The 23515-nt window shown below is 60.1% G+C and carries 23 protein-coding genes; 14 read left to right on the forward strand and 9 right to left on the reverse strand.

What is annotated here, in order from left to right; all coding sequences use genetic code 11:
- The first annotated feature begins 103 nt into the window (after positions 1–103).
- The 7 genes from PSH97_RS07550 (at position 104) to PSH97_RS07580 (ending at position 6836) form a co-directional block, all read left to right on the forward strand.
- Positions 104–1771, forward strand: coding sequence for an AMP-binding protein (locus PSH97_RS07550; RefSeq protein ID WP_305448696.1), 1668 nt, complete (start codon positions 104–106; stop codon positions 1769–1771).
- Between the two features lie 32 nt (positions 1772–1803).
- Positions 1804–2247, forward strand: coding sequence for a hotdog fold thioesterase (locus tag PSH97_RS07555; protein ID WP_305448697.1), 444 nt, complete (start codon positions 1804–1806; stop codon positions 2245–2247).
- Between the two features lie 281 nt (positions 2248–2528).
- Positions 2529–3335 (forward strand): alpha/beta fold hydrolase, encoded by an 807-nt coding sequence (locus PSH97_RS07560; protein ID WP_305448698.1) that lies wholly within the window; start codon positions 2529–2531, stop codon positions 3333–3335.
- Complete coding sequence (locus PSH97_RS07565; protein WP_305448699.1) at positions 3332–4186, forward strand: alpha/beta hydrolase; 855 nt, start codon at positions 3332–3334, stop codon at positions 4184–4186. Before PSH97_RS07560 ends, PSH97_RS07565 begins: the two co-directional genes overlap by 4 nt.
- Before the next feature lie 50 nt (positions 4187–4236).
- Positions 4237–4896 (forward strand): glutathione S-transferase family protein, encoded by a 660-nt coding sequence (locus tag PSH97_RS07570; protein ID WP_305448700.1) that lies wholly within the window; start codon positions 4237–4239, stop codon positions 4894–4896.
- Between the two features lie 8 nt (positions 4897–4904).
- Positions 4905–5711, forward strand: a complete 807-nt coding sequence (locus tag PSH97_RS07575; protein WP_305448701.1) for a DUF4892 domain-containing protein — start codon at positions 4905–4907, stop codon at positions 5709–5711.
- 69 nt (positions 5712–5780) lie between these two features.
- A complete protein-coding gene (locus tag PSH97_RS07580) occupies positions 5781–6836 on the forward strand; it encodes an AI-2E family transporter (protein ID WP_305448702.1) in 1056 nt (351 codons plus the stop codon).
- Positions 6837–6917: 81 nt separating this feature from the next.
- On the opposite strand, the gene lapD is transcribed toward PSH97_RS07580, so the two are convergent.
- The 4 genes from lapD to PSH97_RS07600 all read right to left on the reverse strand — a co-directional run bounded on the left by lapD (position 6918) and on the right by PSH97_RS07600 (position 10706).
- On the reverse strand, positions 6918–8858 hold the full coding sequence (gene lapD / locus PSH97_RS07585; RefSeq protein ID WP_305448703.1) for a cyclic di-GMP receptor LapD: 1941 nt from the start codon (positions 8856–8858) through the stop codon (positions 6918–6920).
- A gap of 22 nt (positions 8859–8880) precedes the next feature.
- Positions 8881–9588, reverse strand: coding sequence for a cysteine protease LapG (gene lapG / locus PSH97_RS07590; RefSeq protein ID WP_305448704.1), 708 nt, complete (start codon positions 9586–9588; stop codon positions 8881–8883).
- Between the two features lie 124 nt (positions 9589–9712).
- Positions 9713–10108, reverse strand: coding sequence for a YbaN family protein (locus tag PSH97_RS07595; RefSeq protein WP_305448705.1), 396 nt, complete (start codon positions 10106–10108; stop codon positions 9713–9715).
- 10 nt (positions 10109–10118) lie between these two features.
- Positions 10119–10706, reverse strand: coding sequence for a UPF0149 family protein (locus PSH97_RS07600; protein WP_007895005.1), 588 nt, complete (start codon positions 10704–10706; stop codon positions 10119–10121).
- Positions 10707–10979: 273 nt separating this feature from the next.
- Between PSH97_RS07600 and recQ the strand changes: the two genes are divergently transcribed.
- From recQ to PSH97_RS07620, 4 genes are all read left to right on the forward strand, one after another.
- Entirely contained in the window at positions 10980–13106 is a 2127-nt protein-coding gene (gene recQ, locus PSH97_RS07605; protein ID WP_305448706.1) for a DNA helicase RecQ, read from the forward strand.
- Positions 13107–13226: 120 nt separating this feature from the next.
- Positions 13227–13661 carry a MarR family transcriptional regulator gene (locus PSH97_RS07610; RefSeq protein WP_007895007.1) on the forward strand — a complete coding sequence of 145 codons (435 nt, stop codon included), beginning with the start codon at positions 13227–13229 and terminating at the stop codon, positions 13659–13661.
- Between the two features lie 393 nt (positions 13662–14054).
- Positions 14055–15866 carry a FimV/HubP family polar landmark protein gene (locus PSH97_RS07615; RefSeq protein WP_305448707.1) on the forward strand — a complete coding sequence of 604 codons (1812 nt, stop codon included), beginning with the start codon at positions 14055–14057 and terminating at the stop codon, positions 15864–15866.
- A gap of 106 nt (positions 15867–15972) precedes the next feature.
- The gene (locus PSH97_RS07620) at positions 15973–16260 is read left to right on the forward strand and encodes a SelT/SelW/SelH family protein (protein ID WP_305448708.1); all 288 of its coding nucleotides are present in this window, start codon (positions 15973–15975) and stop codon (positions 16258–16260) included.
- Here PSH97_RS07620 and PSH97_RS07625 read toward each other — a convergent pair.
- Together PSH97_RS07625 and PSH97_RS07630 are read right to left on the reverse strand one after the other, a co-directional pair.
- A complete protein-coding gene (locus tag PSH97_RS07625; RefSeq protein ID WP_305448709.1) occupies positions 16254–17147 on the reverse strand; it encodes a DMT family transporter in 894 nt (297 codons plus the stop codon). The two genes, PSH97_RS07620 and PSH97_RS07625, sit on opposite strands and share 7 nt — an antisense overlap.
- 176 nt (positions 17148–17323) lie before the next feature.
- Positions 17324–18082: a helix-turn-helix transcriptional regulator gene (locus PSH97_RS07630; protein WP_305448710.1), complete on the reverse strand. Its 759-nt coding sequence runs from the start codon at positions 18080–18082 to the stop codon at positions 17324–17326.
- Between the two features lie 147 nt (positions 18083–18229).
- Here PSH97_RS07630 and PSH97_RS07635 point away from each other — a divergent pair, with 147 nt between their 5' ends.
- Complete coding sequence (locus PSH97_RS07635; RefSeq protein WP_095051704.1) at positions 18230–19045, forward strand: UDP-2,3-diacylglucosamine diphosphatase; 816 nt, start codon at positions 18230–18232, stop codon at positions 19043–19045.
- Between the two features lie 142 nt (positions 19046–19187).
- On the opposite strand, the gene PSH97_RS07640 is transcribed toward PSH97_RS07635, so the two are convergent.
- Together PSH97_RS07640 and PSH97_RS07645 are read right to left on the reverse strand one after the other, a co-directional pair.
- The gene (locus PSH97_RS07640; protein WP_305448711.1) at positions 19188–19778 is read right to left on the reverse strand and encodes an HD domain-containing protein; all 591 of its coding nucleotides are present in this window, start codon (positions 19776–19778) and stop codon (positions 19188–19190) included.
- A gap of 94 nt (positions 19779–19872) precedes the next feature.
- The gene (locus PSH97_RS07645) at positions 19873–20184 is read right to left on the reverse strand and encodes an Mpo1-like protein (RefSeq protein ID WP_305448712.1); all 312 of its coding nucleotides are present in this window, start codon (positions 20182–20184) and stop codon (positions 19873–19875) included.
- Between the two features lie 158 nt (positions 20185–20342).
- On the opposite strand from PSH97_RS07645, the gene PSH97_RS07650 reads away from it, so the two are divergent.
- Positions 20343–21404 (forward strand): AraC family transcriptional regulator, encoded by a 1062-nt coding sequence (locus PSH97_RS07650; protein WP_305448713.1) that lies wholly within the window; start codon positions 20343–20345, stop codon positions 21402–21404.
- On the opposite strand, the gene PSH97_RS07655 is transcribed toward PSH97_RS07650, so the two are convergent.
- Entirely contained in the window at positions 21361–22815 is a 1455-nt protein-coding gene (locus tag PSH97_RS07655; protein ID WP_305448714.1) for a TrkH family potassium uptake protein, read from the reverse strand. The two genes, PSH97_RS07650 and PSH97_RS07655, sit on opposite strands and share 44 nt — an antisense overlap.
- Before the next feature lie 122 nt (positions 22816–22937).
- Here PSH97_RS07655 and PSH97_RS07660 point away from each other — a divergent pair, with 122 nt between their 5' ends.
- Positions 22938–23504 (forward strand): NAD(P)H nitroreductase, encoded by a 567-nt coding sequence (locus PSH97_RS07660; protein WP_305448715.1) that lies wholly within the window; start codon positions 22938–22940, stop codon positions 23502–23504.
- Positions 23505–23515 lie beyond the last annotated feature (11 nt).

A 23515-nucleotide genomic window follows, 5' to 3' on the forward strand; every position in this document is an offset into this window, starting at 1 on the left:
TTTTTTTAAAGACGGCATTCATGGTTTTTGTGTGAAATAGTCAACCAAGCACTTGCTTGGTTGACTACGCTTGCTCCAAACAAAAAATAAAGGAGCAAGTCGCATGTCTGCTGCTTCCCGTTTGCCATTGGACGCCTTTTACGAGCGTGAAGCCCGTCATCCCCGCCAACGCTTTTTGGTGCAGCCGATGGGAGGCGGCCAAGTCGAGACGCTGACCTGGGCCGACGTCGGCCATCAGGCACGCTGTGCCGCCCACTGGCTACGGGCTCGCGAATTGCCGCAAGGCAGCCATATCGCGCTGATCTCGAAAAACTGCGCCCACTGGATCATCGCCGACCTGGCCATTTGGATGGCCGGGCATGTTTCGGTGCCGCTTTATCGCAATCTGACCGCCGATTCCGTGGCCCAGGTGCTCATTCACTCCGAAGCCGCGCTGGTGTTTATTGGCAAGCTGGATGACTGGCCGGGCATGTCCACCGGGATCAGCCCCGACCTGCCAACCGTCAGCCTGCCGCTGTGCCCGGCCGGCACCTTCGATTTCAGCTGGGCCGATCTGCAACGCAGCTCGCCGATTCAGGACGACCCCAAACCCGTCGCCGATCAACTGGCGACCATCATTTACACCTCCGGCACCACGGGCCAACCCAAAGGCGTGATGCACAGTTTCGGCAACCTGGGATTCGCCACCACCCGTGGCACGCAGTTATTCGGCTTGAATGAGTCGGATCGTCTGCTGTCCTACCTGCCGCTGTGCCACGTCGCCGAGCGGATGTTCGTCGAGCTGGCGTCGATCTACACCGGGCAAACCGTGTTCTTCGCCGAGAGCCTCGATACCTTCCTCACTGATCTAAAACGTGCCCGGCCCACCGCGCTATTTGGCGTGCCGCGGATCTGGACCAAATTCCAGATGGGCGTCTACAGCAAGATTCCGGCAAAACGCCTCGACTTCCTGCTCGGCTTGCCTTTCATCGGCAAACGGGTAGGGCACAAAGTCCTCGCCGGGCTGGGGCTGGACGCCTTGCGCATCGCCTTGTCCGGCGCCGCGCCAGTGCCGCAGACCTTGCTGCTCTGGTACCAAAAGCTGGGGCTGGATGTGCTGGAGGTGTACGGCATGACCGAAAGTTGCGGTTATTCCCACATCGGCCAGCCGGGGCAGAACAAACCTGGCTGGATCGGCAAGCCATGCCCGGAAGTCGAAGTGCGCATCGAGCCGTCTGGTGAAGTATTGGTGCGTAGCGGCGCGACCATGCTCGGCTATTTCAAGGAACCTGAGAAAACCGCCGAAACCCTCACGGAGGACGGTTTTCTGCGCACCGGTGACAAGGGCGAGGAAGATGCCGAAGGCAACCTGCGCCTGACTGGGCGTCTGAAGGAAATCTTCAAAACCAGCAAAGGCAAATACGTTGCCCCGGCACCGATCGAGAATCGCCTGGCGGTGCATGCACGGATCGAACAAGTGTGCGTGGTTGGCGATGGGCTGAGCGCACCACTGGGGTTGTGCGTGCTGTCGGCGGTCGGTCAGCAGGACGCGAAGGGATCAGCCCGGGCGGGTTTGCATTCAAGCCTGGAAAAACTGCTGGAGGAGGTCAACGGCGTCCTCGACAGGCATGAGCGTTTGCGTCGGTTGGTGGTGGTCAAGGACAGTTGGGCGGTGGAAAACGGCTTCCTGACACCGACCCTGAAGATCAAGCGCAACATGATCGAAGCGGCTTACGGTGCGCGCTTCGAAGAATGGAGCGAGCGTAGCGAGGCGGTGCTGTGGCAGGATTGAGCCACGAACAACTCCAACAAAGGAACGTAACGATGAGTCTGTGGCGCACCACTCCCAACGTCGAGCAGTTGAACGCAATCCAGAAAAACACCATCGGCGAAGTGCTGGATATTCGCTTCGAAGCCTTCGATGACGAGTCCCTGACCGCAAGCATGGTTATTGATCATCGCACGCACCAGCCCTATGGTTTGTTGCATGGCGGCGCCTCGGTGGTGCTGGCCGAAACCGTTGGCTCGATGGCCAGTTTCCTGTGCATCGACGCCAGCAAGTTTTATTGCGTGGGCCTGGAAATAAACGCCAACCATTTGCGCGGCTTGCGCAGTGGACGGGTGACGGCGGTGGCCAAGGCGATTCACATTGGTCGCACCACCCATGTCTGGGATATCCGTTTGAGCAGCGATGAGGGCAAGGTCAGTTGTGTGTCGCGGTTGACCATGGCGGTGGTGCCGTTGGGGGAGAATCCGCCGGTGCGATGAGTTTCGGCATGCTCTGTGTAGCAGCTGGCGGAGCCTGCGTTCGGCTGCGCAGCAGTCGTTAGACCATTCACCGCGGTGTTTCGGGAAGATTGCGTTGGCAGGATTTACGACTGCTGCGCAGCCGAACGCAGCCTTCGGCAGCTGCTACAAAGGGGCGGTCTATTTTCCTGCCCCCCTATAGCCCTGACCCGACTGTCATCATTCCTGTCAGTTACGGTCATTGCTGTAGGACACGGTCTTACGGACAATCAACCCCCGTTCTCGCTCATGGATTTGCAGGTATGTCGCAACAGATATTTTTCGCCCACGCCAATGGCTTTCCTTCGGGAACCTACGGCAAGTTGTTCGCGGCGCTGGCGCCCGAGTATCAGGTGACGCATCTGGAGCAGCACGCCCATGACCCGCGTTTTCCAGCGGACGACAACTGGAACAATCTGGTGGATGAGCTGATTCATCACCTCAAGCAGCAACCGGGGCCGGTCTGGGGCGTCGGTCACTCCTTTGGCGGCGTGCTGCACCTGCATGCCGCCTTGCGTTGCCCTGAGCTGTATCGCGGCGTGGTGATGCTCGATTCGCCGGTGCTGACCCGCGCCGATCAATGGGTGATCCGTGCCGCCAAGCGCTTCGGTTTCATCGATCGCCTGACCCCCGCCGGCCGTACGTTGGGACGACGGGAAGAGTTTGCCGATCTGGACGCGGCCCGACTGTATTTCGCCGGTAAAACCCTGTTCCGTGGCTTTGACCCGGAATGCTTTGAGGCCTATCTGCAACATGGTTTGCACAATGTCAGCGGCAAGTTGCGCCTGCGTTTCGATCCGGCCACGGAAATCAGCATCTACCGCGGTGTGCCCCACACCAGCCCCGGTCGTGCACGGCAGTTGAAAGTGCCGCTGGCGGTGGTTCGCGGGCACAAGAGCCGCGTGGTGATGCGCCATCACGCCCGGTCCGTCGGGCGCATGCCCCTGGGTGAGTCCTTGACCATGCCCGGCGGGCATATGTTTCCCCTCGAGCGTCCACAAGACACGGCCACGCTGCTGAAGAATCTGTTCAGTCGCTGGGACGGTCGCAGCCAACAGGAATGCGCATGAACAGCGTCGTCGAAGAAGTTCGCCTGAGCCTGCCGCATATCGAGTTGGCGGCGCACCTGTTCGGTCCCGAGGATGGCTTGCCGGTGATCGCCTTGCACGGCTGGCTGGACAACGCCAACAGCTTTGCCCGGCTGGCGCCCAAGCTCAAGGGTTTGCGCATCATCGCGCTGGACATGGCCGGGCATGGTCACTCGGGGCATCGGCCAAATGGCGCCGGTTACGCGCTGTGGGACTACGCGCACGACGTGCTGCAAGTGGCCGAGCAGTTGGGGTGGAAACGTTTTGCGCTGCTGGGGCATTCCCTGGGGGCGATCGTCTCCCTGGTGCTGGCCGGGTCATTGCCGGAACGGGTGACCCATCTGGCCTTGATCGATGGCGTCATTCCTCCTACAGACAAAGGCGAAAACGCCGCCGAGCGCATGGGCATGGCCCTGCAAGCCCAGCTGGATCTGCGGGAAAAACGCAAACCGGTCTACAACACCCTCGATCGCGCCATCGAAGCACGAATGAAAGGTTTGGTGGCGGTCAGTCGCGAAGCCGCCGAATTGCTGGCCCAGCGTGGCCTGATGCCGGTGCCGGGCGGTTATACCTGGCGCACCGACAATCGCCTGACCCTTCCATCACCTCTACGTCTGACCACTGAACAGGCGATGGCTTTCGTCCAGCGCGTCAGTTGCCCGGCACACCTGGTGGTCGCGGCTGACGGCATGCTCGCCAAACATCCCGAGTTGCTGGAACGTCTACCCTTTAGCCGTGAACAGTTGCCTGGCGGCCATCATTTGCACCTGAATGACGAACCCGGGGCCGACCTTGTCGCAGACTGTTTCAATCGGTTCTTCGCCGTTCCTTGACTTGCGCCCGGCAACTGTCGAGGCTGGGCGGGTTGAAATGGGAGACAACCATGATAGATCTGTACACCGCTGCGACCCCGAATGGCCACAAGGTCTCTATCGTGCTCGAGGAACTCGGCCTGCCCTATACGGTGCATGCCCTGAGTTTCGACAAAAAGGAACAGAAATCCGAGGACTTCCTCAAGATCAATCCCAATGGGCGGATTCCGGCGATTGTCGACCGTGCCAATGGCGATTTCGCCGTGTTCGAGTCCGGCGCGATCCTGATTTACCTCGCCGAGATGACCGGCAAACTGCTGCCCCAAGACCCCAAGGGGCGCTCGGTGGTGTTGCAGTGGCTGATGTTCCAGATGGGCGGAATCGGCCCGATGCAGGGCCAGGCCAACGTGTTTTTCCGTTATTTCCCGGAAAAGCTCCAGGGCGCCATCGACCGCTATCAACATGAAACCCGGCGCTTGTATGAAGTGCTCGACACACGTCTGCAAACCGTAGAGTTTCTCGCGGGCGAGTACAGCATTGCCGACATTGCCACTTATCCGTGGGTCCGTGGCCATGAATGGTCTGGTGTCGCGGTGGATGGCTTGTCAGCCCTGCAGCGCTGGATGGCTACAATGGAGGCGCGCCCTGCGGTACAACGCGGCTTACTGGTGCCCGAGCGCATCGATGACGACAGTGTCATCAAGGGTGCCCAGGCCATGCTGATTCGATGAGTCTATCCATGCGTTCACTCACTCTGCTGGCGCTGTGTTGTTTCAGTCCTCTTTTATTTGCCGCTGATATCCCTGGCAGTCAGGACCTGCCGATCGTTCCGCGTATGGTCGATGCGCAGATCGTCGACTATCGCCCGGCTGTCGAGCTCGAGCGGATTTACCCGCTGGGTTCGATCCGCAAGATCAGCGGTCAGTTGCGCTTCGACGGCCAGGTCAGCGCCCGTGGACATGCCACCTCGGTCACCTACGAGTTGCCACCGGAGCATTCCTCTACCGATGCCTTCACCGCCGCCCGCGAAGCGTTGCAAAAGCAGGGCGCCGAGTTGCTGTTCTGGTGTCAGGCACGTGATTGCGGCGAAAGCAGCCTGTGGGCCAATGAAGTCTTCGGCAATGCCAAGCTGTATGGCGCCGATAACCAGCAGGCCTATTTGCTGCTGCGTCTGGCAGCCCCTCAAGACAACACGCTGGTGGCGCTTTACAGCATCACTCGCGGCAATCGCAAAGCCTATCTGCACGTCGAGCAGTTCGACGCTGCCGCACCATTGGGCGATTTGCTGCCAACTTCCGCGACCTTGCTGCGACAGCTCAAAAGCACCGGTGAACTTGATTTCCCCAAACTCGACGGGGACCCAGACGACACCTGGCTGCGTTTGATTTCCCGAGGCCTGAACCTGGACACCACGTTGCGCGTCAATGTTTCGGGGCCCAATGCCGAAGCCTGGCGCCAAGCGCTGATCGCCCAGGGCGTGCGGTCGGCACGGATGGAAACCGGCAGTGTCGAAGGCTCTGGCCTGCACTTCGAGCTGTTGCGATAAGCTTCAATTGGGCGAGCGCGTTCGGCGCGTTCGCCTACTCTTCGTTGACTGACTTTTTCGAGACATTACATGCCCAATAACGATCGGCTGTTGGTGCAGATTCTGCTCCTGGTGCTGTTTGGCGCGAGCTTCTGGGTGATGGCGCCGTTCTGGTCGGCGCTGTTCTGGGGCGCGGTGCTGGCGTTTGCCAGTTGGCCGTTGATGCGTTTGTTGACCCGTTGGCTCAATGGCCGTGAATCCCTGGCGGCGCTGTTACTGACGCTGGGCTGGATGCTGTTGGTGGCAGCACCGCTGGTGTGGCTGGGCTTCAACCTGGCGGATCATGTACGCGATGCCACGGCGTTCATCAAGGATGTGCAAGTCGACGGTCTGCCTGAAGCACCGATCTGGCTGGGCAGTATTCCCTTGGTCGGCGAGCGGTTGGTGGGGATCTGGAACAGCATCGATCAGCAAGGCGCGGCGATGATGCTGGCGATCAAGCCTTACCTGGGGCAGGTCGGTAACTGGTTGCTGGCGCGCAGTGCACAGATCGGTGGTGGCATCCTTGAGCTGACGCTGAGTATTGTCTTTGTGTTCTTTTTCTACCGGGACGGGCCGCGGTTGGCGGTGTTTGTCCATGGGTTGCTGGAGCGGCTGATTGGCGACCGCGCCGGATATTACATAGACCTGGTGGCGGGCACGGTGCAGCGGGTGGTCAATGGGGTGATCGGTACGGCGGCGGCTCAGGCCGTGCTGGCATTGATCGGTTTCCTGATTGCCGGCGTGCCCGGCGCGTTGGTGCTGGGGATTGTGACGTTTTTGCTCAGTCTGATTCCGATGGGGCCGCCGTTGGTGTGGATTCCGGCCACGGCGTGGTTGGCCTGGAAGGGTGAGTACGGGATGGCGGTGTTCCTCGGGATTTGGGGGATGTTCATCATCAGCGGGGTCGACAACGTGCTTAAGCCCTACCTGATCAGTCGGGGCGGGAACTTGCCGTTGGTGATTGTGCTGCTCGGAGTGTTTGGCGGGTTGATTGCGTTTGGGTTTATCGGTCTGTTCATCGGCCCGACGTTGTTGGCCGTGGCTTATAGCCTGCTGACCGATTGGAGCAAGAGTCAGGCGCGAGTCGAGGATCGCCGGCCCTGAGGTGCCGATACCGAACACCTTTTGGGCGCGAGCGTGCTCGCCATGAACGATGGCGGTGTATTTTCGTGCGTGCCTCGCGACTCACATCGGCTCCGGGGGCCCGATCAGTCTTCCCATCACCCCGAACACCCCCAGCTCCCGAATGACCTCCAGTTCCTCCTGGGTCTCCACCATCTCGGCAATCAATGGTAAATCAATACTGTTGGTCGCCCGGAAAATCGCCTCGATGAACAGGCGCTTGTCAGTCTGTTCATTGATACCCCGAATGTAGGCCCCGTCGATTTTCAGGTAAGCCAGCCCCAGTTGTGTCAGGTTGCCGATCTGGCTGAAGCTGCCGCCGAAGTGCTGCAAACCGATGCGATAACCGGTGTTGAGCAGGCTATGGCTCAGGCGTTGCAGCTCTTCGGGGGGCGGCAGTTGGCGTTCGTCGATTTCCAGGGTCAGCAGCGGCGCCAGTTCCGGCAGTGATTCAAGTATGTCGCAGATCAGCTTCAGCTGGGTCTGATCGCGTAGCGTGCTGCCGGACAAGCTCAGCGCGAGCGGCCAACGGTTGGCGGCGAGGTATTCGAGGGTGGTTTCGAGCATCGCCAGGTCGAACCGTGCCGCCCAGCCAAGGCGCTCGATCCACGGCAGGAAATGCCCGGCGGCAATTGCCTCGCCCTGTGGATCGAGCAGGCGTGCGAGGACTTTGTGATGCAGCACCTGGCTGGTGTCGGCGCATTGCACCACCGGTTGGAAATACAGCTGCAGCTTGCCCTCGGTCAGTGCTTCGTCGATCCAGCTGCGCCAGTCATGTTGGGACTGGTTCGGAGCGGTATCGGAATGGGCCAAGTGTATCCACGGCCGCTCGGGGTGCTGTCGGGCCTGGGTCAGCGCTTGATCAAGGCGCAGCAGCACGTCGCTTACCGGTTCACCGGGGTTGTAGGCGACGACGCCCAGGTGCGCCACCGGCATACAGTCGCTGGCACCGGTCAGGCGCAGGTTTTCCAGAGTGGCGCTGATTTCGGAGGCCAGGCGGGTGGCATCCTTAGTGTCCACGCCCGGCGTCAGCAAGCTGAATTCACCGCCGCGATTGCGCGCCGCAAGCCAGGTTCGACGTTCCGGTGGCTGCGTCAGGCGCTTGAGCAATTCGCCGACAGCGCCGATCAGGGTATCGGTGCGCTGGCCGCCCAAACGTTGGTTGAGACCGATCAGGTCATTGATCCGCAGCATGAGTAAATGGCCGTCGCGGCTTTGCTCGGAAACCAGTAGTTCATCGGCCAGTTGCTCATCCAGCAAGCGCCGGTTGGCTAAACCCGTAAGACTGTCCTGATAAGCATCGGACCGCAGTTTTTCGCTGCGCGTGGCCTCTTCTTCGAACAGCGCCTTGAGTTTCTCCACCATCTGATTCATGGCCAGCACCACGCGTTTGAGTTCCGGAGTGCGCGGCAGTTTCGGCAAGCTGCGGAACTCGCGCTTACTGATGGCTTCAGCCTGTTTGACCATCTTGTCGAGTGGGCGCAATTGGCGGCGCAATAACCAGCCCCCAAATACCGCGCTGAGCAAGCCGCAAATCAGCAGCCAGATCAGGCTGCCGAGGGTGCTGTCCCAGAGTTTGGCCAGGGCGAACTGCGGATTGCTCAACACTTCGACCCGTGCCGCCTGCTCCCAGCCACGCATGATCAGTGCATCGCCACCCTGTGGACGCAGGTTCACCAAACTCACAAACCAGCCGGGAACGCCCTCGATTTGCGTTGGCACGCTACGTTCCACCAACACCTGTTCATCCACAATATTGACGACCCGGATGCTGCTGAAATAGCCACTGTCGAAAATCGAGCTGACCATCAATTCAGTCATCGCCGGGTCGTCGATCTGCTCAGTCAGCGAAAGGCCCAGTGCCGTGGCGGCGTCCTGGGCGTGGGAGCGCAACTGGCCGAGCATTTGTTCGCGAGAGCTTTCCAGGCTGACAAAAAAACTGCCGCCGAAGGCCACCAGCAAGAACAGGCAAATGGCGAGAAACAACTGTTTACGCAATGACATAAAACGCTCCTTGCAATAGCGGCTAGCCTTCGCCCACGGCGAACCCTTCAAATTGCATCTTTCTCAACACGTCTTGCCAACGCGACAGTTTTTTCGAGTCGCTGCTGCGTTTGCCGCCATTGGCTGCCGGTAAGTACAGGCCTTCGGCGTTGAAGGCGTACACCGGCAGGAGGTCTTTGCGCTGGGAGGCGGGACGAATTTCGTTGCTCAGATTGTCCAGCACCAGCGGATCGGCCGTGGGGCTGCTGTAGAAGGTCAATACCATGTGCGCCTGATTCTGGGTCAAGGCCTTGACGTAGGTGATGCGCAGTTTCTCGCTGGGAATGCCGAGGTGACGCAGGCTGAAATATTTCGCCAGGGCGTAGTCTTCACAGTCGCCTGCTGCCTTGATCAAGGATTCCACTGGTGTGGCCCAGTAATCGGTCTGATGCCAGATACGTGTGTCGTCTTGAAAACTCAGTTGTTGATTGAAGAAGCTATTGACCGCGTTCAGTTGTTCGTGCTCGAGCGAGTTGAGTTCGCTTTGCAGCATTTGAGTCCAGGCCTCGATCCGTCCCCGAGCCAGACCAAGGGGGCCGTAGCGTTTTTGGACCGTTTGCAGAATCTGCGCAAAGTCGTGATCAGCCGAGAGGCTGCCTGGCCCTGCCAGCAGAAAACTCGTCAGCAGCAGCCATCCGCCGAACCGAAGTCGGAGCGTTGACCTTCCTGGACTACGCGGACTGCGGGACATGTCTGGCTGCTCGGGTGCAGATGTCTGAAGTCTAGGCGGTGTTTTCAGCGAGGAAGAGCAGGTCGTCGGACGAAAGACGCAGAGTTGATGATCGTTCCCACGGGGACCGTGGGAACGATCAATCTCAAGAGTTGTGCAGCGTCTTCTGCCGAAGGATATAAACCGTCACCAGCACCGCACTGGTCAGCATGAACCCGCGTGCCCACGGCAGGGGCACCAGGTAGCAGGACAGCAGAATGCTTGCCCACATGATGCCGATCGCATAGACCTTGCCCTTGAGCGGAATGCCGTTGCCACTCAGATAATCACGAACCCACGGCCCAAGCCGTGGATGTTCCACCAGCCATTGATAGAAGCGCGGTGAACTGCGGGCGAAACAGGCGGCCGCCAGCAACAGGAACGGTGTGGTGGGTAGCACCGGCAGGAAAATCCCGATCACCCCCAGCGCTACGCTCAGCCAGCCGATGGCCAGCAGCACGTAGCGCAACATCAGGGAGCGGTTGCCTATGGGGTTGTCCATAGGCAAAACCTTAGTGGTGACGTGGCTTGAGAATCGCCGGCTTTTCGTCTGGCGCGTTGCACAGCAGGTACAGCGCGGTCAGGGCTTCCGGGATCTGCACGATCATGTCGTCCATCAGGTTGGCGTCGGCCGCGATGTCGGAGAACTCAGGCTGTTCGTCGAACAGACCCGAACCGACCATGATCGGCAGCAGCATTTCGCTGACTTCGTCTTCGGCGGTTTCGAACCAGGCTGCTTCGCGCAGGAACACGCCTTCCATGAAACCGATGCACCAGCCGCGCAGGTCGGAATCGTCCGGGTCGTCGCCCAGGTCGAGGTCGCACGGCAACTCGAACTCTTCGTCGGACGCCAGTTGGCGGGCGATGTGCGCCTTGAGCAGCAGCAGGGTGGACTCGATCGCTTCACGCTCGGTGTCGTCGGCGTAATGCGGCTCTTCGGCGAACAGCGCATCGATCCATTCACGGTCGGGAACGCTTTCGGAACAGATCGACAGCGCGGTGAGGTAGCCGTGGGCGGCCACGTAGTCCAGCGCCTCGTCATGCAGCTCGTCGGCGTCGAGGAAGACTTGCAGGCGGGTTAGTTGCTCAGCGAAGGACATTAAAGGGCTACCTTGGGGAATATACGATGCGGGAATTCTAGGCCTTCTTGAGCGCTCAGGCCAGCCGCGCGGCATTTTTGCGCGCCCGTGCGTCTTATCAGCGGCACCCTTTGCCGGACAGGCGTCGGGTATACTCGCGCGTTTTGTGATGCCCTGCTGGCGTCACGGCTGAAATGTACAGCGTCATGCAATGCGCACTTACGATTTGTCGGTGCAGCTTTCATGATTCTGAACCAGCCTTGCAGGGATGTTTCGGTGATTTTTGGAGTTTTTATGCTCGAACAGGCTCAACGCGTCCTCAAGGACATCTTCGGCTACGACAGTTTCCGTGGCCGTCAGGGTGCAATCATTGAGCGCGTGGCCAGTGGCGGCGACGCCCTGGTGCTGATGCCTACCGGTGGCGGCAAATCCTTGTGCTTCCAGGTGCCGGCACTGCTGCGCGAGGGCCTGGCGGTGGTGGTGTCACCGCTGATCGCGCTGATGGACGATCAGGTCGCCACCCTCGAAGAGCTGGGCGTCGCCGCAGCGGCGTTGAACTCCACGTTGAGCGCTGAGCAACAGCGTGATCTGGCGGCGCGGATCAAGCGCGGCGAGGTGAAAATGCTCTACCTGGCACCCGAGCGCCTGGTTCAGCCGCGCATGCTGGCTTTCCTGCAAAGCCTTGAAATTGCCCTGTTCGCCATCGATGAAGCGCATTGCGTATCCCAGTGGGGCCACGACTTCCGTCGGGAATACCTGCAACTGGGGCAGTTGGCGGAATTGTTCCCCAACGTCCCGCGCATTGCCCTGACCGCCACCGCCGACAAGCGCACCCGCGAAGAAATCGTCGATCGCCTGCATTTGCAGGATGCCGAGCGCTTCCTATCCAGTTTCGACCGCCCCAATATTTTCTATCGCATCGTGCCCAAGGAACAGCCGCGCAAGCAGTTGCTGGCGTTCCTCGCCGAGCGGCGCAGCGATGCCGGTATCGTTTACTGCCTGTCGCGCAAAAAGGTTGATGAAGTCGCGGTGTTCCTCAGCGAGCAAGGTTTCCCGGCGCTGCCGTACCACGCCGGTCTGCCCAACGACACGCGGGCCCATCACCAGAAGCGCTTCCTCAACGAGGAAGGGCTGATCATGGTCGCCACCGTGGCGTTCGGCATGGGCATAGACAAGCCTAACGTACGTTTTGTGGCTCACCTGGATTTGCCGAAGTCCCTTGAGGCCTATTACCAGGAAACCGGTCGCGGCGGTCGTGATGGCCTGCCGGCGGATGCCTGGATGGCGTACGGCCTGCAAGACGTGGTGATGCTCAAGCAGATGCTGCAAAACTCCGAAGGCGATGAGCGCCACAAGCGTCTGGAACAGCACAAGCTCGACGCCATGCTCTCGCTCTGCGAAGAAACCCGCTGCCGCCGCCAGACCCTGCTCGCGTACTTTGACGAAGACATGCCCGAGCCCTGCGGCCACTGCGACAACTGCGTCGACGGCGTACAGACCTGGGACGCCACCGAGCCGGCCCGTCAGGCGCTGTCGGCGATTTATCGCACCGGTCAGCGTTATGGCGTCGGTCATCTGGTCGACGTATTGCTGGGCAAGGACAACGAAAAGGTTCGCAGCTTCGGTCATCAGCATTTGTCGGTATACGGTGTAGGCAAAGCGATGGGGGAGAGCGAATGGCGCTCCTTGTTCCGACAACTTGTTGCCCGTGGTCTGGCCGACATCGATCTCGAAGGCTACGGCGGTTTGCGCCTGAGCGATACCTGCCGACCGCTGCTCAAAGGCGAAGTGACCCTGGAACTGCGTCGTGACCTCAAGCCGCAAACCACCGCCAAAAGCAGCAAGAGCCAGGCCAGCCAACTGGTTCGCGGTGAAGAACGCGAACAGTGGGAAGCCTTGCGTGCCTTGCGGCGCAAATTGGCCGAAGAACACGGTGTGCCGCCATATGTCATCTTCCCCGACTCGACACTGCTGGAAATGCTCCGCAGTCAGCCGACCTCGCTGGCGGAAATGGCCGCGGTCAGCGGCGTTGGCGCGCGCAAGCTGGAGCGTTACGGCGAGGCTTTCCTCGAAGTGCTCGGTGGTCAGGTCGAGGCGCCGAAAGTGGTGGCCGATGTGCGCCACGAGCTGATCACCCTGGCCCGGGCCGGCATGACACCCCTGCAGATCGCCGGTCAGCTGCAATGTTCGGAAAAGAACGTCTACGCGATGCTCGCCGAGGCGATTGGCAAGCAGCAGTTGTCACTGGAACAGGCGCTGGATTTGCCTGAAGAGTTGATGGGCGAAGTCCAGGACGCTTTCCTCGACGGCGAAGGCGAGTTGCCGCCCGTGTCGGAGGTTGCCGCGCTGTTCGCGGGGAGAGTTCCGGAAGGCGTTTTGTACTGCGTTCGTGCCGCCCTGCAGTCGGAATTTGAAGTCTGAATGGCCTGCGGCACAGATGTAACGATTCAGTACAGAGCAAACCTTGCCTATAGCCAAAGGTCATGCTTAGCTGACTAATAATTAGTTTTTCTCTATTTTCAGTCTAACCATGAGTGTTTTATGCCGTTAACCGATCAACACCGTTTTGGCATGCAACTGGCCCAGATGTCTCGGGGCTGGCGTGCCGAACTGGACCGCCGACTGGCTGGCCTGGGTCTGTCCCAGGCGCGCTGGCTGGTGCTGCTGCACCTGGCGCGTTTCGATGATGCCCCCACCCAACGCGAACTGGCGCAAAGCGTCGGCGTCGAAGGGCCCACCCTGGCTCGATTGCTCGACAGCCTGGAAAGTCAGGGCCTGGTGCAGCGCCAATCCGTGCTGGAAGACCGCCGGGCGAAAAAAATCGTCCTCTGTGCCCCGGCCCGACCCTTGATCGAACAAATTGAAACCATTGCCACTCAATTGCGCCACGAACTGTTCGAAGGCGTTGATGAGGCGGATTTGAAAGTCTGCATGCGAGTTCACGGGCACATCCTGGCCAACCTGGAAAAATCTTGAGGCACAACCACGCGCAGGACTTTTGAGATACCCCGTTGGGCAGACTATAAAGAACTAGGGGGCGTTCTCAATGAGTTTCCCCACCGCGCCGGGTCTGCTGTTGTGCAGGGCAAGGCGCGAGAAGCGTGGTTTGGTCATTCCAAATAAGCTTCGAGCAACGCAGCCCTGCACAACAGCAGGCCCGGCCCTTCGGGTTGTGCCTTAAAGCGGGCCAGCCTGCGTTGCAGGCCTTGGAAAGGGAACAACCATTCCCAGCGGCCTGCGCCTTGCCTGGCCCGCTTTAAGGCGACAACGCGGAGGGGAAACTCATTGAGAACGCCCCCTAGGCAATATAGTGTTCGTACCGGATGTGCGAATACGTACAGGTTGGTTCTGGTTATCTAAGGGATGCTCATGCTCGAGAGTTGGCACGTTGTATTGCGGTGTTGCGCCAGGCTGCTGCTGGTCGGTGGTGCCGTCACTTACTCGGCATTGGCCCCTGCGCTTGGGCTGGGCGAGATCACCCAGCATTCGGCGTTGAACCAGCCGTTCAATGCCGACATCGCCCTGGTGGACGCCGGTGGTCTGGAGGAGGGCGAGCTGTCGGTCAGCCTGGCGACGGCGGACGAGTTCAGTCGCGCCGGTGTCGAGCGGGTGTTCTTCCTCACCGACCTGAAGTTCACACCGATCCTGCGGGGCAACCGCAGCCTGATCCGGGTGACTTCCAGCAAACCGGTCAATGAACCCTTTCTGAATTTTCTGGTGCAGCTCAATCAGCCCAACGGGCGTCTGCTGCGCGAGTACACCGTGCTGATCGATCCGCCGGGTTCGCCGGGCATTGTTCCCGCCAACGACGACCCCGCGCCGCGCCCTCAGTCTTCCGCGTTCCCGTCCGTCGAACCGGCTGTTGCACCGCCACCTGTTGCGAAGGCAGCGGCGCCCAAGCCTGATGTCGATAAACCAGCTGCCGCGCCTGCGAATGATGCTGGTGCCGAGCAACTGGCCGCCAGCGTGCTGCAGAACCAACAGTTGCAAAAGACCATTGATGAACTCAATGCGAAGCTTCAGGGTCAGGACGAGCAGATCGCCGGTCAGAAAAAGCAGGTGATCGAGCTGCAAACCCAATTGGCGGAAGTCAAACAGGCATCGTTAGAGCCGGTCGTGCCCCAGGTGACGGCACCGGTGCCCGTTGTAGCTGAGGAGTCTGAACCGACTCCATGGCTGCTGATCATCGGGATGCTGGCAATAGTGGCGTTGGCGTTGTTTGGCGTATTCATTCGCCGTCAACGACAGCAGGTTCAGGATCAGGTCCAGCCCGAGCCGTTACCCGTGCTGCCGTCGCGTCATGAACCGGTGCTCAACCGTACCGCAGAACCGATCAGGCCGATGTCCCAGCCGCAACCGCTAGCCGGATCGGCCGAAGAGCCTCCCGCAGGCGACGTGCTGGAAGGGGTTGGTATCTATCTGGCATATGGCCGTTTGTCCGAGGCGGCCGGTTTGTTGCGAGATGCCTTGATCAGGGAACCCCAGCGCACCGATCTGGCCGTGCAACTGTTGGAAGTCCTCGGTAAACAGGGGGACGTGCAAGCTTATGACGCGCAGGAAAGTAGCCTGCGAGACGCCGGGTTCGATGCACAGCAACTTCAGGACATCCGCGCCCGCCATCCGAAACTGATTAGCGCCGCACCGGTGGTCGCTGCCGTGGCAGTGGCGCCGCCCATGCCTGCAATCCCTGAAGCGGCACCGAGCGATGAGTTCCAGTTGAACCTCGATGATCTGTCGATGGATTCGAATTGGGACCTGATCAGCCCCTTCGAAAGCCCATCATCCAGCGCTAAACCGTCGAATGAGTCAAAGCAGGTAGACGACCCCGGGTTCACCTCGAATCTGCATGTATTGCCCGATGTTTTCGAAATGCCCGAGGAGCCGACGCTGGACGAACCCGAGCTTGAATGGATCGCCGAACCTGACGCCCAATCTCTGGACGAGACCTTTCTCAACGAGTTCAGCGATCCCGGCCAGCCGCTGGAGCTTGAGCCGCTGAATGCTGAATTGATGGATCTTGAACCGGCGGGGCCGAGCAGCGCGGGTAAACTTGAACAGGCCCAGACCTGCATCGACGACGGCGATCTGGACAGTGCCATCGAGTTGCTTAACGAGCTGCTCAAGGAAGGCGATGAACCGCTCAAGGAGACGGCCCGGACGCTGTTGGCGGGTATTCGATAACACTGGCCTCGCTCCTGCGAAATCGCCTGTTCGTCCGCACCATTAACGTCGAGGCTGAAGCGCACTTTACCGCTATTGCCCCTCAGGCTCAGGAACTTCGCCAATCATGACCGCACGTAAACCGGAAATCGTCATCACCTATTGCACGCAATGCCAATGGCTGTTGCGCGCCGCCTGGCTGGCCCAGGAACTGCTCAGCACCTTCGGCGACGACCTGGGCAAAGTGTCTCTGGTGCCCGGCACCGGCGGGGTTTTTCACATTTTCTGTGACGATGTGCAGCTCTGGGAGCGCAAGGTCGACGGTGGTTTTCCCGAGGCCAAGGTGCTCAAGCAACGGGTCCGCGATCAGATCGATCCGGACCGCGACCTGGGCCACAACGATCGCACTCAGTGAGATGGGGCTTGTGCCGCCACGGCGTTCTTGCTTGAGCTGCCGGACAACCGGCTGGAAACCACGATGGCCACGAGGATCAATGCGCCGCCGATCAGCATGCGCAGGGTCGGGTTTTCATCGAACAACAGCCAGGCCAGAGTGATGCCGTAAACCGGCTCCAGAGCAAACACCACTGACGCGGTCCGGGCTTTGATCACTGCCAGGCTGGCGACGAACAGGCTGTGGGCGACGCCGGTGCAGAACACCCCGAGCAGGCCGATCCACAGCCAGTCGATGGCGCGCACTTCGCTCAACTGCGGCGCCGCCACCGGCAGCAGGCAGATCGCAACCACCACGTTCTGACACAAGGCAGCCTGCACCGGCGGGATTCGTCCGGAGCTGGCGCGGTTAGTCAGGGACAGTAGGGCGAACAGCAAGCCGGAAGCCACTGCCCAAAGCAGGCCAGTGGTGACGCCGCTGGCCAGATCGAAATCCGGCGTGACCAGTACCAGTCCAATACTGACCAGCACCACCAGCAGGATTTCATTGGCGCGGATACGCTCGCGGAAAATCAGCCCTTCGAGGATCACGGTAAACGCCGGGAAACTGGTAAAGCCCAGGGTTGCGATCGCCACCCCGGCCACCTTCACCGCGATGAAGAAACTCACCCAGTGCCCGGTTAGCAGCAAACCGCTGAGCAGCAGGCGACGCAGGTCCGTGGCGTCGAGTTTCTGCCAACGGGTATTGCTGGCGAACCGTGCGAAAAACGTCAGGGCAAGGACGGCAAACGCAGCACGGCCGAATACGATGATGGCCGGCGAAGCAGCGGCGAGTTTGCCGAATACGCCAGTCAGGCCGAACATCAGTGCACCGATATGCAGAGCGCCAAGGGCGGTACGGGGAGTCATTGCAATCCTTGATAAACGTATCGAACCCGGCCGACAACCGTCGACCCCTGTAGGAGCTGCCGAAGGCTGCGATCTATTGATCTTGATCTTCAAAAAGCACGGTCAACAGATCGCAGCCTTCGGCAGCTCCTACATTGAATCGTGCCGAGCCGGTTATGTCTGTCGCCAGACTCGCGTCATTTGTCGCCAGCCTCGCGCCGTATTTTTCCCGGTGAGGCGCCGAACTCACGCAACACTGCGGCGGCGAACGCACTCTGCGAGCTGTAGCCGACCCGACAGGCGATTTCGCCAATGGGCAGTGCTGAATCCCGCAACAAGCCAACGGCAATGTGCAGCCGACGACTGCGAATGTAGTCCATCGGCGTCTGTCCGCATTCCGCCACGAACCGCGCATGCAACCGCGCACTGGACAGCCCGGCAATGCGCGCCAGATCGGCGACTTGCAGTGGATAGGCCGCGTATTGATCGATGTGCGCATTCAGCGCCGCATAAGGCAGACGCCGACCGCCCACACTGTCAGATTTGGCATTGTTAAGGCTGGCGAGCAACAGCACCGCGCCTTGCTGGGCGATCAGCGGATCACTGATCTGACTGCCTGCCAGCCAACTCACCAGCTGGCTTTGCCCCGCGTCCAGCGACAGGCGCCCAGCGTTGTCGAGCATGCGGCGGCTGGCCTCGGCGTGATCGCCAAGGGACTGCGAAACCCATTGATCGCTCGGCACATCCAGCACCAGACAACGACTGCCATTGGCGCTGCCGCAGGCATGATGAAAACCGGACGGCACGACCACGAAACTCTGTTGCACCACCTGACTGCCACGACCGTCGACCTCGAAATCCAGCGCGCCCGACAGCCCAAACACCAGTTGTGCGTGGTCGTGGCTGTGGACGATCAGGTCGTGGGTGTATTGGCGTAGCGTGAGGATCGGTCTCATCGCAGGTCTCATGGCGATTTGATGAGTGAGGTCGCCAGTCTACACCGAGGGATGCGTTCGCACGTTGTCACGGGACTGACTTGCGATTGTCATGGGCGATTAACCCGACCGGTGCAAGCTTGCCAAAACTTGTCCTGAGGGTTGCCCATGACCAGCGCCGAGCTCGCCAAACCCAGCCGTAAGCAACGTGTGCGGACCTTATGGATTTCCGACGTGCATTTGGGCACCCGGGACTGCCAGGCCGAACACCTGTCGCAATTTCTCAAGGGCTACCACGCGGACAAGGTCTACCTGGTCGGCGACATCATCGACGGCTGGAAACTGCGCAGCGGCATGTATTGGCCACAGGCGCATACCAATGTAATCCGTCGCCTGCTGACCATGAGCAAGCGTGGCACCGAAGTGATCTACGTCACCGGCAACCATGACGAATTCCTGCGCCGTTATTCAAAGCTGATACTGGGCAATATCCAACTGGTGGACGAAGCCGTGCACGTGACCGCCGATGGCCGTCATTTGCTGGTGATCCACGGCGACCAGTTCGACGTGATCACCCGCTACCACCGCTGGCTGGCCTTTCTTGGCGACTCGGCCTACGAATTCACCCTGACGCTCAACCGCTGGCTCAACCATTGGCGTGCCCGTTATGGCTATGGCTACTGGTCGCTGTCGGCGTACCTCAAGCACAAGGTCAAGACCGCCGTCAGTTTCATCAGCGATTTTGAAGAAGCCATCGCCCACGAATGCGTCAAACGCGAGTTGCACGGTGTGGTGTGCGGGCACATTCACCATGCCGAGATTCGCAAGGTCGGCGGGGTGGATTACCTCAATTGCGGGGATTGGGTGGAGTCGTGCACGGCGCTGATCGAGCATTGGGATGGGTCGATCGAGCTGTATCGGTTGGCCGATGCCCAAGCGCGGGAGGCGGAGTTGAAGGCGGTGAAGGTCGCGGAGCCGGCTTAAAAATCGGGTGTATTGGCCGACCTCATCGCGGGCAAGCCCGCTCCCACAGGGTTGTGGTGGTGCACAACTTTTTTGAGCGCTGCAAAAACCTGTGGGAGCGAGCCTGCTCGCGATGGACCGCGAAGCGGTCTCCTGAGATCTGTCAGGCTGGCGCGTGTTCTTCCATCGCCGCCTTGTAAATCGAGTTCTTCGGCTGCGCAAACAACCGCTCCATCATCGGTTCGAAGAAGCTCAGCGGTAGCGTGTCGTACGCCGGATCGAACGCCGCCGCATCGTACCGGGCGCAAAATTCGATGGTCGCCTGATACTGCGGATGACCGCTGAATTGCTCGCGTAAATGCCGGTCCATGCCCAGGTGATGAAAGAAGTAATAGCCCTGGAAAATCCCATGCTTCTCCACCATCCACAGGTTCTCGGCGCTGACGAATGGCTTGAGGATCGCCGCGGCGATATCCGGGTGATTGTAGGAGCCCAGTGTGTCTCCGATGTCATGGAGCAGCGCGCAGACCACGTACTCTTCGTCGCGACCATCGCGCCATGCGCGGCTGGCGGTTTGCAGGGAGTGGGTCAGACGATCCACCGGGAAACCGCCGAAATCCCCCTCCAATAATTTCAGGTGCGCCACGATCCGTTTGGGCAATTGCCGGGCATAGGCGCTGAAGTCTGCGGCGATGATCGCCCAGTCTTCCTGCGTGCCGTCCTGCATATGGGTAAAACGGGCATGGACATTCATCGGCTATCCTCTTGTCCTGATCGAAAGGGGTGTGTTGAGTGTAGGAACTGGATCCAGCATTGGCTGCACATGACGCTTTTGTAGCCAATGGAGCCTAGAACGGCACGCGACCCAGAATCATGTCGCGGTACATGACGAAATCGCCGAGCAGGCTGTAAAGAGGATGCTGAAAGGTGGCAGGGCGATTCTTCTCGAAGAAGAAATGCCCGACCCAGGCGAAGCTGTAACCGGCCAGCGGCAGGGCCAGCAACATCCACCACGCACCTTTGCCGATGGTCAGGGCCAGAATGAAAATAACCAGCGTGGTGCCGACAAAGTGCAATCGTCGGCAAATGCTGTTGCGATGTTCGCTGAGGTAATACGGGTAAAACTCAGCGAAGCTATTGAAACGCTTGATGTTTTCCACGACTGCGATCTCTGTGGTGGCTGTGCACGCGACAACTTGCTCTGCGGGTGGCTTATTTAAGTCTAGAGTGATCATTGGTATCAGCCAGTGACAATAGGCGCCACTTTAGTATCCTTGGGTATTGGGTCGTGGCATGCGGCCATCACGTAGTAAACGCCATGAGCGAACGAACGACTTCTGCAAGCTGGGCGATGGGGATTGTCAAAGCGCTGGAAATGGACGGCCTGGATTGCCGGGTTCTGTTCAAGCAGCTAGGGCTCGACTATGCGGCACTGGATGATCCGGATGCGCGCTTCCCGCAAGATTCCATGACGCGGCTCTGGCAGCGCGCGGTCGAGCTGTCCGGCAACCCGGCGATTGGCCTGAACATGGGCAAGGTGGTGCGACCGGCGTCCTTCCATGTCGCCGGTTATGCCTTGATGTCCAGCCAGACCCTGGCTGAAGGCTTTCAACGTCTGGTGCGTTATCAGCGAATCATCGCCGAAAGTGCCGACCTGAGTTTCCGATTGCTGGATGAGGGGTATGCGCTGATTCTGACGGTCCATGGCGATCACCTGCCGCCGACCCGACAGAGTGCCGAAGCATCAATGGCCTGCGCTCTGGCACTTTGCGGCTGGCTAACCGGCCACGCGCTCCAGCCGCGCAAAGTCTTGCTGCAAGGCGATGACCCCGTTGATCTTGAACCCTATAAACAAGCCTTCCATGCCCCGTTGATGTTCAACGCGCCTTATGACGCCTTGATCTTCGAGCGCGCCGACATGGAGGCGCCGCTGCCCACCGCCAACGAGGCCATGGCGCGGTTGCACGATCGGTTTGCTGGCGAGTACCTGGCGCGGTTTTCCGAGAGCCGCGTGACCCACAAGGCGCGGCAGGTGTTATGCCGTCTGCTGCCCCAGGGCGAACCCAAGCGCGATGCGGTGGCCCAGACACTACACTTGTCGCAACGCACCTTGCAGCGTCGCTTGCAGGAAGAGGGCACGAGTTTTCAAACGTTGCTGGACGACACCCGGCGTGAACTGGCCGAGCAATACCTGGCGCAACCGAACATGACCCTGCTGGAAATTGCCTACCTGCTGGGGTTTGCTGATCCGAGCAACTTCTTCCGCGCCTTCCGACGCTGGTTCGATTCCACTCCCGGCGAATACCGGACGCGGCTGATGGAAGCACCCATGCCCATTAGTGACGCCAGAACGCCGGGATACACAGAACAAACACCGTAATGATCTCCAGCCGGCCCAGGAGCATGCCGAACGAGAGAATCCACTTCGCGGCATCCGGCAGGCTGGCGAAGTTACCCGCCGGGCCAATCGTTTCGCCAAGCCCCGGGCCTACGCCAGACACCGTGGCGGCTGCGCCGGTAAGCGCGGTCATCCAGTCCACCCCCAGTAGCGACAGCAGCAGCGCGATGACGCAAATGGTGATGGCGAAGAAGAACGAAAAGGTCAGGATCGAGCGCACGATCTCTTCGTCGAGACGGTGGCCGTTGTACTTCTGCTTGATCACCGCGCGCGGGTGAATCAACTGGTTAAGGTTGGCCTTGAGCAGAATGTAAGCAACCTGGAAGCGGAAAATCTTGATCCCGCCAGCAGTCGAGCCGGAGCAGCCGCCAACAAACCCCAGATAAAAGAACAGCATCAGCGAGAAGTTGCCCCAGAGGCTGTAGTCCCCCAGTGCAAAACCGGTGGTGGTCACTACCGACGTCACGTTCAGCGCCACATGCCGCAAGGCCTCCAGCCAGTGCAGCTGGGTGGTCCACCAGTACCAGGTGCCGAGCACCAGCCAGGTCACCAGCAACATGCCGAGCAGGCCTTGAACCTGTTCATCCTTGATCAAGGCTCGACGGTTACCGCGCAGGGTCGCTACGTACAGGGTGAACGGCAGGGCACCGAGAATCATGATGACGACGGCGACCCAATGCACCGCAGGCTCCGGCCAATTGGCCAAAGACTTGTCGGAGGTGGAGAAGCCGCCGGTGGAAATCGCCGACATCGCGTGATTGATTGCATCGAACGGGCTCATCCCGGCCCACCAGAACGCCAGGCTGCCCAAAATGGTGATGCCGACGTAGGCCGCAACGATCAAACGCGCCACCATGTGCGAACGGGGCATGACCTTTTCAGAACGGTCCGACGACTCGGTCTGAAACAGCCGCATGCCACCGATGCGCAGCAGTGGCAGAATCGCTACCGCCATGCCGATAAAGCCGATGCCGCCGATCCAGTGTAGCAATGAGCGCCACATCAGGATGCCGGGAGACATGTTGTCCAGGCCGTTGAGCACCGTCGCACCGGTGGCGGTGATGCCGGACATGCTTTCGAAAAACGAGTCGGTGTAGGTGATGTGTTGGGTCAGCAAGAATGGCAGGGCGGCGAAGATGCACACCACCAGCCAGCTGCTGACGGTCAGCAGGTACATGTCTCGCGGGCGCAGATGGATGTGCTCGGGGCGTCCCGGAATGACCAGGGCCAGGCCGGCAACAAAGGTGATCATGCTCGCCCAGAGGAACGACGGCAGGTCGCTGGTGCGTTCGAAGATCACCAGGGTGGCCATGGGCACGACCATGGCGATGGCCAGCGTGATCAGGAAGATGCCGATGATGAAACCAATGATCCGTAAGGTCGGCAACGCCATGAAGTCCGCTCGGGCTGATAGTGGGAAGGGCGCCATTCTACCTGCGGGGCAGGGCATGTAAACCGACGCCGTCGCGACAGTTGACGCTAGAATAGCCAAACATTTTCTACAGGAGGTGGCCGATGCAGGCTCTCGACGCTTTGCTCAACCGTGTTTCCGTCCCACGACTGCTCGATCCGGCGCCCACTGCCGAGCAACGGGAAGTGCTGTTTGCCGCCGCGATGCGCGCGCCAGACCATGGCCATTTGCAGCCGTGGCGCTTCCTGACAGTCGAAGGCGCGGCGCGCGAGCAGATGGGCGAGTTGCTGGCCGAGGCGGCGAAGCTGCAGGATAGTGATGTGTCCGAGGCCTTGCTGGACAAGGCACGCAACGGTCCATTACGTGCGCCACTGGTGGTCGTGGTGATTGCGCGTTTGCAGGAGCACGACAAGTATCCCAAGTCCGAGCAACTATTGGCGGCAGGTTGTGCGGCTCACGGGATTTTGCTGGCGGCCTATGCGCAAGGCATTGGCGCGGTGTGGCGCACCGGTGAGCTGGCTTATTCGGCGCATGTGGCTAAAGGTTTGGGGCTGGCGGAAGGGGAAGAGGTAATTGCGTTTCTTTACCTTGGCACGCCGCAGAAAGAACCGCGTGTTGCGGAAAAAGTTGACCTGAGCGAGTTCGTTAGCGCCTGGCCGGGTAGTAACTGAGGGAACGCTCC

The sequence above is a fragment of the Pseudomonas cucumis genome (assembly GCF_030687935.1).
Taxonomy (GTDB): domain Bacteria; phylum Pseudomonadota; class Gammaproteobacteria; order Pseudomonadales; family Pseudomonadaceae; genus Aquipseudomonas; species Aquipseudomonas cucumis.

Bases quoted from the DNA above. Each gene is read 5' to 3' on its own strand.
- PSH97_RS07595 (WP_305448705.1), bottom strand. From the start codon at position 10,108: ATGGACAACCCCATAGGCAACCGCTCCCTGATGTTGCGCTACGTGCTG.
- PSH97_RS07575 (WP_305448701.1), top strand. From the start codon at position 4,905: ATGCGTTCACTCACTCTGCTGGCGCTGTGTTGTTTCAGTCCTCTTTTA.
- PSH97_RS07615 (WP_305448707.1), top strand. From the start codon at position 14,055: ATGCTCGAGAGTTGGCACGTTGTATTGCGGTGTTGCGCCAGGCTGCTG.
- PSH97_RS07560 (WP_305448698.1), top strand. From the start codon at position 2,529: ATGTCGCAACAGATATTTTTCGCCCACGCCAATGGCTTTCCTTCGGGA.
- PSH97_RS07660 (WP_305448715.1), top strand. From the start codon at position 22,938: ATGCAGGCTCTCGACGCTTTGCTCAACCGTGTTTCCGTCCCACGACTG.
- PSH97_RS07555 (WP_305448697.1), top strand. From the start codon at position 1,804: ATGAGTCTGTGGCGCACCACTCCCAACGTCGAGCAGTTGAACGCAATC.
- PSH97_RS07570 (WP_305448700.1), top strand. From the start codon at position 4,237: ATGATAGATCTGTACACCGCTGCGACCCCGAATGGCCACAAGGTCTCT.
- PSH97_RS07610 (WP_007895007.1), top strand. From the start codon at position 13,227: ATGCCGTTAACCGATCAACACCGTTTTGGCATGCAACTGGCCCAGATG.
- lapD (WP_305448703.1), bottom strand. From the start codon at position 8,858: ATGTCATTGCGTAAACAGTTGTTTCTCGCCATTTGCCTGTTCTTGCTG.
- PSH97_RS07655 (WP_305448714.1), bottom strand. From the start codon at position 22,815: ATGGCGTTGCCGACCTTACGGATCATTGGTTTCATCATCGGCATCTTC.
- PSH97_RS07640 (WP_305448711.1), bottom strand. From the start codon at position 19,778: ATGAATGTCCATGCCCGTTTTACCCATATGCAGGACGGCACGCAGGAA.
- lapG (WP_305448704.1), bottom strand. From the start codon at position 9,588: ATGTCCCGCAGTCCGCGTAGTCCAGGAAGGTCAACGCTCCGACTTCGG.
- PSH97_RS07580 (WP_305448702.1), top strand. From the start codon at position 5,781: ATGCCCAATAACGATCGGCTGTTGGTGCAGATTCTGCTCCTGGTGCTG.
- PSH97_RS07565 (WP_305448699.1), top strand. From the start codon at position 3,332: ATGAACAGCGTCGTCGAAGAAGTTCGCCTGAGCCTGCCGCATATCGAG.
- PSH97_RS07550 (WP_305448696.1), top strand. From the start codon at position 104: ATGTCTGCTGCTTCCCGTTTGCCATTGGACGCCTTTTACGAGCGTGAA.
- PSH97_RS07630 (WP_305448710.1), bottom strand. From the start codon at position 18,082: ATGAGACCGATCCTCACGCTACGCCAATACACCCACGACCTGATCGTC.
- recQ (WP_305448706.1), top strand. From the start codon at position 10,980: ATGCTCGAACAGGCTCAACGCGTCCTCAAGGACATCTTCGGCTACGAC.
- PSH97_RS07625 (WP_305448709.1), bottom strand. From the start codon at position 17,147: ATGACTCCCCGTACCGCCCTTGGCGCTCTGCATATCGGTGCACTGATG.
- PSH97_RS07600 (WP_007895005.1), bottom strand. From the start codon at position 10,706: ATGTCCTTCGCTGAGCAACTAACCCGCCTGCAAGTCTTCCTCGACGCC.
- PSH97_RS07650 (WP_305448713.1), top strand. From the start codon at position 20,343: ATGAGCGAACGAACGACTTCTGCAAGCTGGGCGATGGGGATTGTCAAA.
- PSH97_RS07620 (WP_305448708.1), top strand. From the start codon at position 15,973: ATGACCGCACGTAAACCGGAAATCGTCATCACCTATTGCACGCAATGC.
- PSH97_RS07635 (WP_095051704.1), top strand. From the start codon at position 18,230: ATGACCAGCGCCGAGCTCGCCAAACCCAGCCGTAAGCAACGTGTGCGG.